At 36.0% G+C, this 14415-nt stretch carries 10 protein-coding genes; 5 read left to right on the top strand and 5 right to left on the bottom strand.

The genetic code is table 11. The features are described from left to right. Position 1 precedes the first annotated feature (1 nt). From BN863_RS18980 to BN863_RS13325, 4 genes are all read right to left on the bottom strand, one after another. On the bottom strand, positions 2-4726 hold the full coding sequence (locus BN863_RS18980; protein WP_051774815.1) for a chondroitinase-B domain-containing protein: 4725 nt from the start codon (positions 4724-4726) through the stop codon (positions 2-4). 426 nt (positions 4727-5152) lie between these two features. After that, the gene (locus BN863_RS13310; RefSeq protein WP_038531478.1) at positions 5153-6850 is read right to left on the bottom strand and encodes an alkaline phosphatase D family protein; all 1698 of its coding nucleotides are present in this window, start codon (positions 6848-6850) and stop codon (positions 5153-5155) included. 384 nt (positions 6851-7234) lie between these two features. Then, positions 7235-7831 (bottom strand): HdeD family acid-resistance protein, encoded by a 597-nt coding sequence (locus BN863_RS13320; RefSeq protein WP_038531484.1) that lies wholly within the window; start codon positions 7829-7831, stop codon positions 7235-7237. 77 nt (positions 7832-7908) lie between these two features. Further along, positions 7909-8451, bottom strand: a complete 543-nt coding sequence (locus BN863_RS13325; protein WP_038531487.1) for a Crp/Fnr family transcriptional regulator — start codon at positions 8449-8451, stop codon at positions 7909-7911. 193 nt (positions 8452-8644) lie between these two features. On the opposite strand from BN863_RS13325, the gene BN863_RS13330 reads away from it, so the two are divergent. Next, complete coding sequence (locus BN863_RS13330; protein WP_038531489.1) at positions 8645-9595, top strand: sterol desaturase family protein; 951 nt, start codon at positions 8645-8647, stop codon at positions 9593-9595. Positions 9596-9688: 93 nt separating this feature from the next. On the opposite strand, the gene BN863_RS13335 is transcribed toward BN863_RS13330, so the two are convergent. Then, the gene (locus BN863_RS13335) at positions 9689-10690 is read right to left on the bottom strand and encodes a YhdH/YhfP family quinone oxidoreductase (RefSeq protein ID WP_038531494.1); all 1002 of its coding nucleotides are present in this window, start codon (positions 10688-10690) and stop codon (positions 9689-9691) included. Between the two features lie 136 nt (positions 10691-10826). On the opposite strand from BN863_RS13335, the gene BN863_RS13340 reads away from it, so the two are divergent. From BN863_RS13340 to BN863_RS13355, 4 genes are all read left to right on the top strand, one after another. Continuing rightward, positions 10827-11153: a winged helix-turn-helix transcriptional regulator gene (locus BN863_RS13340; RefSeq protein WP_038531497.1), complete on the top strand. Its 327-nt coding sequence runs from the start codon at positions 10827-10829 to the stop codon at positions 11151-11153. A gap of 178 nt (positions 11154-11331) precedes the next feature. Then, entirely contained in the window at positions 11332-11763 is a 432-nt protein-coding gene (locus tag BN863_RS13345) for a DUF3302 domain-containing protein (RefSeq protein WP_038531500.1), read from the top strand. Between the two features lie 36 nt (positions 11764-11799). After that, the gene (locus BN863_RS13350; RefSeq protein ID WP_038531503.1) at positions 11800-12981 is read left to right on the top strand and encodes an HlyD family secretion protein; all 1182 of its coding nucleotides are present in this window, start codon (positions 11800-11802) and stop codon (positions 12979-12981) included. A gap of 2 nt (positions 12982-12983) precedes the next feature. After that, a complete protein-coding gene (locus BN863_RS13355; RefSeq protein WP_038531506.1) occupies positions 12984-14375 on the top strand; it encodes an efflux transporter outer membrane subunit in 1392 nt (463 codons plus the stop codon). Positions 14376-14415 lie beyond the last annotated feature (40 nt).

The following is a 14415-nucleotide window of genomic DNA, read 5'->3' on the forward strand; positions in this document are numbered from 1 at the left end:
TTTATTTTTTAATAATACGCTTTGAAATCGCATTGTGAGCTCCCGACAATCTGAAGATATAAAGTCCAGAATTTAAACTAGAAATATCTATAGTTTCACCTTGTATTGGGCGGTTAAAAATCACCTTTCCTACTTGGTCATAAACCGTTATAGTGTGATACGCTTTACCTCCTTTAATATTAATGAAGTTTGTCGCCGGGTTAGGATATAAGGATAATTCTAGCTCCGAATTATGTTCCATTATACTCTCTTGAGAATCTGCAATAGTTCTTGAATCCGTAGCACTCGCATATCCGAATACTCTAAGCTCGTCTATACTTGCCCAATCCCCATCGTAATCGTTGGCACCAACAACAGTCAGTCGTACATAACGTGCTTGGGTATTAGAAAACGCATCTGCAATAGGAGCTGAATTTGTACCTGCTGTGGTATTATTAGATCTATTTACAACTTCTGAAAATGAATTTCCATCCGTAGACACTTCGATTATATACTGATACGCACGATCGCCATGACAAATGACTTCTGTGCTGTTAACCATATGTAAGCTTCCTAGATCTACTGTGGCGTTTACAGGAAACGATTGTGCAGACCATCTAGAATCTTCATCACCATCGACTAAGTTAGACGCTGGATTTGTAGATTGTTGCGTAGAATAAGACACCGATTTTTCTAAAGCCACATTTGTCGATTCTGTAGTTGGAGGTATTGTTGTCGCCTCTGTTAAAGTCAACTCATTAAAATACACTGTTGCTTCTCCTGTATCTTGTAAATACACTCCGTTTTTCCAATAACTTGGGTAATCCCAAAACGACACATTGGTGTTTAATTTTTCCGATCCATTAATTTCGACAATCATATATCCTGATTCTAAAATAATATCACAATCAAAATAACCGCTTGGCGTTTCTCCAAGATCTATATGACTAGTATTCGAACCACCATCGTCAGTTTTTACCGCAGCATATAAATGCCCATCACTTTGGTAAACTCGTAATAATGGTTTATTTGGACCATCTCCAGCATTGGCATCATCATGAATTTGCATAAATGTTAATTGCTCACATGTTTGTTCCACAATATTCACATTAGCATGAAATACCTGATCATCGTTCACATTCCAGTTTTCTAAGAATCTTAATTCGGTTCTTTGTCGCGTACTTGCATCATCTCTAGACTGATAAAAAGCCATTTTATTTCCATCGGCTACATAAAATGTGCTAGATGAATAGCCAGAAACAATATCGGATGCCGTAGCTTCTGTTCCGCTTAAAGGCGATTGCAATTTACATTGTGCCAAGTAATCTTGAAATTTAGACAGACTATATGGAGCTGTACCATTCTGACTTCCATTTACTGTAACTGCTACTGAATCTGTGAAATCACCATCTTCGGTGGTCACTGTAATCGTAGCCGAACCTTCTGAAAGTGCTGTAACTAATCCAGTTGAATTTACTGTGGCCACAGACGTATTACTACTGCTATACGTAACCGCCTGATTTGTCGCATCGCTCGGGCTAACTGTTGCCGAAAGTTGCTCAGTTACGTTAGCGTCTAACGATATATTAGATGAAGATAATGCCACTGAAGTCACAGCTATTGCTGAAGGAGCATTTTCTCCTGCAAATACTCTTAATTCTAACAAGCTCACCCAACTTCCGTCATATGACGCTGCTCCTGTAACGTTAATTTTTACAAATCTCGCTTCGACACTATCAAAAGCATCTGATATTGGACTTGATACCGAACCTGAAGTAGAATTAGAACTTCTATTTACAACTTCTGTAAAGGATCCGTTTTCCGATGATGACACCGAAATAGTGTATTGATATGCTCTATCTGAATAACACACCAATTCTGTACTTCCTAAAGTAAACGTTGCTCCTAGATCTATGGTTGCCGATTGCGGCATTCCCGACACAGACCATCTTGTCCCTGTATCTCCATCGACTAAATTAGCAACCGTGTGATTTCCGTCTGCAGTCCCTGTTCCTGAAGCCGATTTGTTTAATGCTAAATTGGTATCGTTTGATGGCTCTGTAACTGTAATTGAAATAGTATCTGTAAAATCTCCATCTTCTGTAGTGACTGTAATTGTTGCATTTCCTTCTGAAACTGCTGTGACTACACCACTTGAATTTACTGTTGCTACAGACGTATTACTACTGCTATAACTTACATCTTGATTTGAAGCATTCAACGGACTTACATCAGCATTTAACGCTTGCGCTCCTCCAACAGAAATACTTGCAGAACTAGAAGAAAATGCCACGCCTGTAACGTCAATTGGGTCTGTTGGCTCTTCGCCACCTTCACCATGACTCACAGAGAAATCGTAAACTAAAACTTCACCATAATTATCTGGGTCATCTGTATCGTCGCCTTCTTCCTCTGGATTACTTTGAGTATAATTTCCAACTTTAAAGTACGATTGATTGTAATTTATATCCATTACATAATCGTTCCCATCTGCACGTACTAAATACTGAGATGCATTCCCACTATCATACGCATTTTTAAGATTTCCATCTTCTGCATAATAGCAGTAGTGTTTTCCATCGACTACTTTAAAAATAACTTCATGCACGTCTCCTAAATTATAGTTTTGTGTAATGGTTACATTACTCCTTAATTTTCCACCGTTAAAAGATAGAAATAAGTGAGAACCTTCTAAACGCATCACCATAGAATCGTCTATTCCTGCTGCTTTATCACCATGAATCTGGGTAGCAACTAAATGTGATTTATTAATTGGTAAATGCGTTATGGCTTGTTTTACATATAATTCATGCGTGCCCTCTGTAGTCCAATACACATCTTTACTTCCATCTTCTTCACGCTCTCTAAGTTCTGAACGAATATTATCTGAATTTGGTGTTGTTCCATTATCGCTTCTTACAGGAGCGCGAAACACAATCGCATTCCCTTCATCGTTCACATAAAAGAATTCGTTTCCTTGTTCGTCGCATAAGGTTTTATCTTCTTCACCTGTTGGATATGTAATTTTCCATTGGTTACAATTCTCCATTAAATCTGAAGGTATACCTGCATTTCCGCTATTCCCTTCTGCACCTGCCTGACTTACATTTATGGTTTGATTAGATACGCCAGAACCACTTACTGTAACTGTTCCTGTTCTTGCTTCGTCTGCTGTATTTGCTGAAACTGTAATTGAAAAACTACCATTTCCATTGCTAGACGTTAGCGATACCGAAATCCATGATTGATTATCTGATACCGTCCAATTTATACTTGAAGACACATCGACTGTTTTTGTTGAACCCGCTGCTGTAAATTCTTCAACTGAAGATACTGTTAAATAATCTCCTGATGCCGAGTTTCCTGAAGCATCTAAGAAACTAGCACCTACAGAATTCCCAACCATACTATGTGTATGAGGGTTACTAATTGAAGATCCTTTCCCTGAAACTGCAGAACTACTTGCGCTATAAATTTCTCCGCTTGCAGAAAATTCTGGATTAGCTTCTGTAAATCCACTATCAGAAATACCTAATGAAGCGCCGTAATATACATTTCCATTATAAGTCATACTTTGCCCTGTACCTGAAATATCTCCACTTAAGATATTGGTTAAGGTTGTATAAATTACATTATTGTTTAGAACTCCAGATGGATCATAACTCGATCTGTCGTTATAAAAGATAGGAGAATCCACATTGTATAAGGTGTTATTTTCTACAACTATATCATCAACTTTTTGATATCCATTTGTAATTCCTCCAGAGGTATCTGAACCTCCTACTAAGGTAATTCCGTTGTTCCATTTATCGCCAGAACTCACAACATCTTGAATGTAATTGTTGGTAATAACGTGGTAACTATCGGTGATACGAATTCCTCCTGTACCTTCAACATTTTCACCTAAAAAATAATTACCATCTACGGTAGCACGTGCGCCATGTCTCATTACTAACGATCCGCGACATCTTCTAAAGGTGTTATTTCGGTAGGTGTTATCGGCACTTTTGTTTGTAATAATTTCGTTCTCACCATCGGCTTTATAGAAATAGTTACCCTCTACAGTAACGCTAGCACTTTTATCCTGAAATTCACTTGTCCCAACGCGAATGGTTTCACTGTCTCCAGAATGCGTTGTTGAGGGATCTCTTTTAATAAAATTAAAGAAGTAATTATCTTTAATAACGTGTCCCACAGGATTGAAATCGTTATATTCTAACTCTACCAATATTAGCGCTCCAGGACTATTCTTATTTAAAAAAGAACAGTTTTCTATCGTGTTATTCGTTCCGTAAAGCACAATCCATCGGTGCTTATCTGTGCCACTTGGCGTTAAATTGTTAAACGCACAATTTCTAATGGTTGAATTATTTGCATACGCACTACTCTTTCTAAATTGAATATGATTATTACTTCCTGCTCCACCATTCCAGTAAAAGCCATCGATAATGACATAATTTCCAGAAATATCCATATTGGTTTGACCCGTAAAAATAACACCTCCAGGAGTTTCTGCTCTTAAAATAATTGGATTTGATGCCGTACCATTAGCAGTGAAACTAATACGCTGATTACTACTATAGGTTCCGTTTGCCCAGGTGACTATATCTCCGGGAGAAAGACTTAGATTGTTAAATTGATCTGCAGAATTTACCGTGTAATCTGCGCCGTACGTCTGAAATGCGCACAGCAGTGTTATAATGCATAGTGCGGTTCGACACATGCGACTAATTAAAAAATGTTTCATTATTGTTTTTTTAGCTATTTGTTTAAAAAATTGGTGGTTTAATCGAGGCCTCAACTAATTGGTTAACCAATTTTCATATCGCCAAAGTATATAAAAGAAATCAGACTAACAACCGATTATCAGGATTTTAGACGAACTACATGTTGAAAAATCCTACAAACAAAATGATTACTGATTGAATTTTTTTCTTTAAAAATGCCTTGAGAACCGCACTCTCGCTGACGAAACACATAACAACAAAACCTATTAAATCGATAGATAATTAGTTAAAACTTTAACATATTCTCTATTAATGTATTCTAATTCGAGAATTTCATTTTACGTATTGAACTTTATAATATGGCTCTATTGAAATTACTATAACATAACAATGCCGTTACCAGAAGTAAATCTAGTAACGGCATTTTTAAATGAAAGCTTATATAATTACGAGAACGTAGTGGTATGTCCTACGGTTGTAGAGTAAGATTCAGATAAAATGGTATCTACAAAAATCCACTCCGATTTCACTTCCGATGGTGTAAATGTCGCCATAAGATAGCCACGTCTAGAAGCATCGAAATACTGTAAACCATCTACCAATAACATTAAAGCTTGCTCAAATCCAGCTAACATTTCTGGGTTTGTTGCGCCTAAATAGGTTTCGAAACCTGGAGAACTAATTCCTGATGTAGCAAGTTCAATTCCCACTTCGGTACCATTTTGAGACGTTAATACGTTATTCCACGCATTGTGCGTATCTCCTGCTAAAGTGACTATTTTCTTGCCGTTTAAAGCATTGTAAATAATCTCTCTATCTACAGGATATCCATCCCAAGCATCTAAATTATAAGGAATTGCAGACAAAACACGTGCCTTTTCTTCGGCTGTAAGTGTAGGGTCTTGTTGTAACATTCTGGTTTTAATGGTCACTAAATCGGTTAATATTTGCACGAAATTTGGACTACCAAAAGCCATTAATAATTCTGCTGGAATATACATTTTTCCCATTAGCACCTGCTGACCTAGTACTTGCCATTTAGCAGAATTTCCTTGCAGTTCGCTAGTAACCCAACTAAGTTGTTCGTCACCTAATAAAGAACGTGATGTATCGCTTAATGCCGTTTGAAACGCAACAGCGTCGAAACCTGTTGCTGTAAAATAATTTGCAATGTTTAATTGTTTGTCTCGCCCGATAACACGAGTATCTAACATGATTAAATTAACAAGATTTCCTATATTAAACGTTCTGTAAATAATATCGTTTTTCCCTTCAGACAATTGAGAAAAAGGTAAAAATTCACTGTAAGCTTGTAACGCGTGTTGTTTACGCACTTCGAAAGACCCTTCGGTAGCTTCGTCATGATTTTCTGCACCATCTATGTATGTATCATTTGCAATTTCATGGTCGTCCCATATACAAATAAATGGTTTTTTCTGATGCGCTAATTGTAACGACACATCAGATCTGTATTGTTTATAGCGTGTTCTATAATCGTCTAAAGATAAAATTTCATGAGCCGGTTCATGCTGTCTGTTTAAAAATGCATTTTCGGCCGTAGAACCATAACCTCCAGCGCCGTATTCATAAAAATAATCTCCTAAATGCACAATAATATCGGCATCAGAATTTGCCATAGCATCGTAAGCATTAAATAATCCGGCTTGATAATTAGAACACGAACACACGGCTAGTTTAACTTGAGATGCTTCAACCGGCAATGTCACAGTTTCTCCTACTACAGACATGGCATTATCTACGCTATTTATAAAACGGTAATATAATTTTTGATTAGCGTCTAGTTCTGCCAATTCTACTGCAATGGTTAAATCTCTAGAGGTCTCGGTGGTTATTTTTCCGGTTCTAATGATACTAGAAAAACTAGAGTCGGTTGCGACTTCCCAAATAATTTCACTGTTTGCTGTTGCGTAGCGCGTCCAGATAATTACACTGGAACTGGTCGGGTCGAAACTAGCTACACCTTGATTAAAGTTTTTAGTACTAAGTAAAGATTCGTTGTAATCTGATTCGAAATTATCGTCGTCGTTACTACAACTTATAAAGTTTGGAGCTAACATAATTCCTCCAGTTGCAATTAACGCTTTTTTCAGAAATCCACGTCTACCCGTATCTTTTGATGCCATATTATTTTTTTTGTTCAAAAATGCCCCATTTTAAAGTTTCAAGGGTTAGTAAATCTTTAACGATATGTTACCTTATACTCAAATTAGCTTCAATTTTAAGACAGTTTTTAATACTCATAATCAGCCCAAGACATCTTTACCATTAACCCTACAAAATCAATATGTTAGAGGAGTGAAATTAAAAAAACAGACATTCCTAAAACAGAAAGAAAATCCTGTTAATTTTATGAATTACAAGAGTATAGCTTATAAAATAAAAAGCCCAGAATGTTATTTAAACATTTTGGACTTTTAAACTAATTGTTATTAACACTTGAAAATTAGCTTCTACTTTTTTATCATTTCTTTTAATTTATGTTGTACTTAATTTATTAAAACCACGATTTACTCCACCGTTTCTACTTCGTAAATATTGCTATCTTCTTCATTTAATTCTTTACTTATTTTCTTCAGATTAAAAGCTAAACTGATTTGAAAGAAACCGAGACATACAATACTAAAACCTGTATATAAGATGATACTCAATCCGCCAAAAACAGGGTGCGAAATCATTAAAAATGAAAATAACATTCCTAAAATTGAACTCACTAAACCCCAGCCCCATCCTTTTACAGACGATTGTTCTAACTCGAAAGAAAGTCCGATGCCCATAATAGAACGAAAGAATAACATAAATCCAACATAAATTGGTAACATGACATGACTTAATCCTGGATTAGAGAATAAAATTAAAGCTAAAAGCACATCTATAAAGCCAGATGTTAAACTCCATTTCCAATTCGATATATTATTTTTATTGGTTAATACGAATCCGATTTGAAACAATCCGGAAATTAAAAATCCCAATTGAAATAAAATAGTTAAAGTGATATATGAAGCAACTGGTGTTCTAAAAACCCATACGCCTAACAACATCATTAAGACTCCTGAAACTAGTGGCATCCACCAGTATTTTAAACTGTTTTTTACTAAATTTTTCATGATATATTGATTTAATAGTAGCACAAAGATATAGCGACATCGGAGTTTGTAACTTAATCTAGATTAAGAAACGCAACTTACTTACCTCTAGCGATTTCACCTCTAATTTTACTGAGTACTTCTGGAGTAATTCCTAAATAAGAGGCTATCATTTTAAGAGGTATTCTTTCTACGGCTTCGGGAAAAGTTTCAATAAAATACGTATAGCGGTTTCGAGCCGGCTCACTAATAAGCATAATCAGTCGTCTTTGTAAAATCCCCATACGGAGCGCTAAATCTGTAAATTCATTAAAGATGAGTTCGGGACTTAATCCGGTTGGACTTAATTTCTCTAGAGGAACACTTATCACCTCACTATCTTCAATCGTATCAATAAAAAGACTTGTTGGTATATTATTCTGACGAGATTCTACATCTGAAATATAATGCCCTTCGTGCGAAAAATCGAAGATATGCTCCTTACCTTTTTCATCGATAATATAACTTCTTAAGAGTCCGCTTTTAACATAAAATAACTTGGCTTGCTCGTCTCCAGCAAACTGAAGAATTTGTCCTTTTTTGTAATGTTTCGTTTTGGCATCTGGCCTATTTATAAGGTCCGAAAAGTGTTCTAACTCCATTTTTTATTTCATTTATTAACGACAGTATCGCCTTATAACCTACTAACTATCAATGTGAGAAAAAAATTCATTTTCATCAATAAATTTATTATATCAACTAAAAATAAGAATAAAAATTATTAAAAATCAAATCAACTAAAAAGAGATTTAATTCCGAGTAAAATATATTATAACTTGCAGAAAAAATTAATTTATGGATTTTACTAACCCTTTAGTATATGGTGTTCCTTGCTTTTTGGGCTTTATTGCCTTGGAATTCTCGTATAGTAAAGTTTTTGACAAGGATAAAAAGGATTTATACAAAAAGAAAGATTTTATTTCTAGCCTTTCCCTTGGTGTAGGTTCTGCCGTTTTAGGCGCACTTATAAAGACGGTTTCCGTTATATTGATTTTTAATTTCGCTTACGACCTTTTTAATCCTGAAGTAAATGGCGTTCGCACCAATATTATGGGGTATAAATCGTTTGGTTATGCTTGGTATTTTTGGGCCATTTGTATGCTATTAGACGATTATACATATTATTGGTTTCACAGACAAAACCATATGGTTCGCGTATTATGGGCCGCACATATTGTACATCACTCTTCCGATAATTTTAATCTAGGTACTGCCGTACGAAATGGATGGTTTACGCTTTTTTACAAACCTTTCTTTTATGTGTGGATTGTAATTATTGGATTTCCGCCAGAAATGCTAGTGGTTTGCTTAGGAATTGAATCGTTATGGCAGTTTCAACTTCATACACAGTACGTTAAAAAGTTAGGGGTTTTCGAAAAATTCTTAAACACGCATACCATGCACCAAGTTCACCATGCTAGGAATTTAGAATACATGGATAAAAATCATGGTGGCTTCTTAAATGTATTCGACCGTATTTTTGGAACATGGAAAGAATTAGATGAAAATATTGAAATTGAATATGGCGTGTCTACACCTCCAGAGTCTTATAATTTATATGTGATTTTAATGCACGAGTATCAGAACATTTGGGCAGATATGAAGAAAAGCAAAAACTGGTCTCACAAGTTTATGTATGCCTTTGGACCTCCAGGTTGGAGCCACGACGGGAGCACATTAACCGTAAAACAAATGCGTAAACAAATCGCAGAAGAATCTAAAAACAACGATTTAACACCTGCTTAGTGTGTTTTAAAATTGAACGAAACAAAAAAAGATATCTCTATATAGAGATATCTTTTTTTATGAATAAATCGTAAATCGTGGATAAGTCTTAGACTACTCTGTAATCTTTATAACGGTTCTCCCCTTTAGCTGTCCTTTAAGCATTAATTGTATTTTTTCATCGACTTGCTCTAAAGTGATTTCTGTAGCTGTGTCTTCTAGCTGACTGATTTTCCAATCGGATGCTAGATAATTCCAAACTTCGGTTCTGTAGTTCATTGGATAATTTTGAGAATCAATTCCGATTAAAGTCACGCCTCGCAAAATAAACGGAAACACCGTTAAGTCTAATTTTGGCGAAGCTACGTTACCACAACTAGTAACGGCTCCCATAGGTTGTGTGGCTTTTATTATGTTTTCTAAAATCACACCACCAACAGTATCAATCCCACCAGCAAATAGTGGTTTTAGCAATGGTTTTTTTTCGAAGTTTTCAATGTCATTTCGTAATAAAATTTCACTAGCACCTTGCGCTTTTAAAAAATCAGACTCAGATTCTTTTCCTGTTATTGCAACAACAGTATAGCCTAATGTATTTAGTATCGCAACACTTAAAGCGCCTACTCCACCCGTGGCACCAGACACCACAACTTTACCATCGTCAGGTTTTACTAGTTGCGTTAATCTAAGTACAGACATTCCTGCTGTTAATCCAGCAGTTCCGTAAATCATAGCATCTTTCATTGTTAAGGTCTCTGGTAATTTTACAGCCCAATGTGCAGGCACGGTAATATACTCGGCGAAACCACCATCGGTATTCATCCCTAAATCGTAACTGGTTACGATAACTTGGTCTCCAATTTGCCATGCATCACTAGATGATTCTTCAATAATCCCTACAGCATCAATTCCTGGAGTATGCGGAAAATGCCTGGTTACACCCTTATTTCCAGAAACCGATAAAGCATCTTTATAATTCAGTGAACTGTAGTGTACTTTAACTCGAATTTCATCTTCATTTAAAGGACTAACGGCCATATCTTTAATAGAAGTTTTAAAGGCCGAATCGACTTCTTCGACTCGAAAAGCCTTGAAAATTGAATTGTTTGCTTTCATCTTAATTCTGTTTAATTTTACTTACTTTTATACAAATTTCAGCATAATATTGGTAACAACCAACACCTTACAATATGTTGGGTAACGAACATTTTATTCTGAATTGTACAGTGCAATAGGTTAGCAAAGAAAAAAAATGAAAAAAAGTTATTGTCCCATAGACACCTTTATAAATGTGCTAAAAGGCAAACGTAAAGGAACAATTATTTTACACCTTTTTCAAGGCAATAAACGGTATGGCGAATTGGTAAAATTAATACCAGACATTAGCGAACGCATGACCACCAAACAGCTTAAAGAATTAGAAGCAGATGGTTTAATTAATCGGACCGTTTTCCCTGAAGTTCCACCAAGAGTGGAATACAGTTTAACCGATTTAGGCAAAGAAATCCAGCCTTACCTTAAAGGCATGTACAGAGGTGGTATTCTTTTTGAGAAAACTATAGCCGACACAGAATCTTAATGTAATTAGCCTTTTTACACCTTAATAATTAGTCACTCCTCACCTATTTTCAGACGTCTTAAACACCGTATCATTATTAACCTTAAAAATATGCTGTTCATCTAAAACTAGAAACCACTTAGTAATCCATCTTAAAACCGTGTTAAATTTTAACTATATTTGTTAAAAACCACATATAATGCGATATAAATCAACCTTTAAAAACCGTATTACTTTACTCTTTTTTTTTCTTCCATTTATTGCTTTAGCCGAAACTCACGACAGTGGCTTTGAAGATTCTGTCGCCGAAGTTGTCAGTTGGATTGCACTAATTATTGCTCCAATAGCTTTAATAGGAGGCTTTCTATTTGTACATGTTCTACCAGAGAAAATTGCTGAAAAGCGCAATCATCCTCAAGCACAAGCTATTAAAGTACTGTGTTTTCTGTCTTTACTTTTTGGAGGACTGCTTTGGCCATTAGCATGGTTATGGGCATACAGTAAACCCGTTTTCTACAAAATGGCTTACGGAACCGATAAGGGCGATTACCACGAAACCACTTTAGAAGAATTTAAAGAAGAAAAAGCGTCAAGAAAAAACGAAGCTCAACCAAACCCAGAAGAACACTAACACTGTATTTAAACACACCTATTAAACCACCAACCTATGGAAATTTTATTACTCATTATATATAGTGGAATTGTTTGGCTTATCTTTTTCAAATTCAAACTATTGCCATGGAATACCATTTCGCAAGTTATTGTATTCATTATTCCAGTAGTCGCGATTTCGTTGCTTATCCTATTTTTAAATATTGTTGCACCATCGTCTCACGATGTTCGTGTTTTAAATTATAATGTTGAAATAGTACCAACTGTAACAGGTATGGTTACAGAGGTTAATGTAAAACCTAATCAGCATGTAAAAAAGGGAGATACTTTATTTAAAATAGACCCGGTTCCTTTTCAATTAAAAGTAGACAATCTTAAATCTAGAATTCCGTCGTTAGAAGCAAAGGTAGTAAGTGCAAAAGCTTACGACCGTGAATTAGAAGATCAAATATCTGGAGCTGCAAATAGAATTCATGTGATTGATGCACAACTGGATTTAGCTATAAAACGTGAACAGCAAACCAAACAATTAGCAGATTTAGGAGCGGGTTCTAAATTCGACTACGAACAAGCTCAAGCTAACTTAAGTAATTTACAAGCACAAAGAACTGTTGCTATTTCAGAAAAATCGCAATATTTACAACGTGTTTCTGCCGTGAATACTGAAGGTGAATTATCTGAAATCACACAAGCCCGTGCCGATTTAGAACAAGCCCAAGTTGAATTGCAAGAAGCCGAATGGAAACTCTCGCAAACCGTATATCTTGCGCCATCTAACGGTCGAATTGTAAACTTACAATTACGTCCTGGAACCATAGCTGTACAATTTCCTATAAAACCTGTATTGACTTTTATTGAAGACGAACAGTGGATTATTGCATTATATAATCAGAATGAAATTAGATACGTTAAAGATGATGATCCTGCAGAAATTGCACTAAAAACCTATCCGAATAAGATAATAAAATGTAAAGTCGATCATATCATTTGGGCTAACGCACAAGGTCAAATTACAGCGAGTGGTAGACTACCAGATACTCAAGAATCTCATTTAACTGAAGGGCGCTTTGCCGTGAGGTTAAGTGTTACCGATCAAGACAAAGATTTATTTCTAGCTCCAGGAGCTGTTGGGCAAGGTGCTATTTACACAGAGAAAGGCGCTTTAATTCACTTGGTTAGAAAAGTGATTATGAGAGTAGGTACAAAGATGGACTGGTTAGTACTTAAACTACATTAAGGATGAAGAACCTTAAAACAAACATATTTAAATTTTTGTTGATTTTTTCAGGACTCTGTATCATTCAAAGTTGCGCAGTAAAACAACCTGGAACAAGCGAAGATTTACAAGAAGAAGCTTTTGCGAACTTTATTTTGCCCTCAACCTGGCAAAATAGTGCAGATACATTAGCGATACAAGACAATTGGTTAAGCACGTTTAATCATCCGGTTTTAGACACCTTGGTTAAAGAAGCTCTTGTTTACAATCCTGATTTAAGAATCTCTAGCTCACGTATAGAAGAGGCTAATGGCTATCTTCAGGCAGCGCAAGCGGCTTTACGTCCAGCGTTCTCCATCTTAGGAAGAGAGAGCACTAAACTAGGCGGTACTTTTGGCAACGGATTAAACGGAGCGTTATTTGCTGCATCATGGGAATTAGACATTTGGGGTAAATTACGAAGTGCTAGAAGTGCAGAAGAAGCGAATCTAGAAGCTATGAAAAGCGAACAATCTTTTGCTCGCCTATCTATTGCTGCTCATGTTACAAGAACATATTTCTTAGCGTCGAAAACATTTTTACAAATGGAGCTAGCACAGCAAATGATTGCGTTATCCGAAAACATGAAAACCATTTCTCAAAACCGATTCGATATTGGGATTGGAACGCAGATAGATGTAGAAATGGCTAATGCCAATCTGAATAGTTTAAAAGACGCAAATCGTCAATTAGAACTGGCGTATGCCAATCAATTACGAGCCTTAGAATTGCTTTTGGGCCGATACCCTGCTGCAGAAATAGAAGTTAAAAACGAATTGGTTGAGCTAAACGCAGAAATTCCTTCTGGAATTCCGTTGCAAATCCTAGAACGTCGCCCAGATGTTTTGGCGTCTCAGCAGCGTTATAACGCCGCTTTTTATCGTGTAGGAGAAGCAGAAGCTGCAAAATTACCACAACTGAGTTTAACGGCGAGTTTAGGGATTTTAGACAGTCAGATTTTTCAATTATCAGACGATTTTTCAAATCCTATAAGAAGTATTGGCGGCGAATTAGCGGCTCCAATTTATCAAGGTGGTGCATTAAAAGCTAATGTAGCCATTAGAACAGCACAACAAAAACAAGCGCTTGAAGATTATAACCGCACCGTTTTAAATGCCATGGCAGATGTAGAAAACACTTTGGATGCAGTACAAACGGTTGGCGAACGTGAGATATTTATTAAGCAATCTGTTACAAGTAATGAGAAGGCTTTCGAGTTGGAAGAAGTCCGCTTTAAAGTGGGATTAGTAGATATGAGAAACTTAATAGACCAACAAATGGATTTGTATAAATCTCAAACCGATTTATTGAATATTAAAGGTGAAAAAATAATTCAACGCATTAATTTATATATGGCTCTTGGCGGAAATATGTAGCCTATACATTTCATTAAAGTCGTAATTTTATAACATTTAA

This window comes from Formosa agariphila KMM 3901, assembly GCF_000723205.1.
Taxonomy (GTDB): Bacteria; Bacteroidota; Bacteroidia; order Flavobacteriales; family Flavobacteriaceae; genus Formosa; species Formosa agariphila.

Coding starts and splice junctions, on each gene's coding strand:
- BN863_RS18980 (WP_051774815.1), bottom strand. CDS start 4,726: ATGAAACATTTTTTAATTAGTCGCATGTGTCGAACCGCACTATGCATT.
- BN863_RS13310 (WP_038531478.1), bottom strand. CDS start 6,850: ATGGCATCAAAAGATACGGGTAGACGTGGATTTCTGAAAAAAGCGTTA.
- BN863_RS13320 (WP_038531484.1), bottom strand. CDS start 7,831: ATGAAAAATTTAGTAAAAAACAGTTTAAAATACTGGTGGATGCCACTA.
- BN863_RS13325 (WP_038531487.1), bottom strand. CDS start 8,451: ATGGAGTTAGAACACTTTTCGGACCTTATAAATAGGCCAGATGCCAAA.
- BN863_RS13330 (WP_038531489.1), top strand. CDS start 8,645: ATGGATTTTACTAACCCTTTAGTATATGGTGTTCCTTGCTTTTTGGGC.
- BN863_RS13335 (WP_038531494.1), bottom strand. CDS start 10,690: ATGAAAGCAAACAATTCAATTTTCAAGGCTTTTCGAGTCGAAGAAGTC.
- BN863_RS13340 (WP_038531497.1), top strand. CDS start 10,827: ATGAAAAAAAGTTATTGTCCCATAGACACCTTTATAAATGTGCTAAAA.
- BN863_RS13345 (WP_038531500.1), top strand. CDS start 11,332: ATGCGATATAAATCAACCTTTAAAAACCGTATTACTTTACTCTTTTTT.
- BN863_RS13350 (WP_038531503.1), top strand. CDS start 11,800: ATGGAAATTTTATTACTCATTATATATAGTGGAATTGTTTGGCTTATC.
- BN863_RS13355 (WP_038531506.1), top strand. CDS start 12,984: ATGAAGAACCTTAAAACAAACATATTTAAATTTTTGTTGATTTTTTCA.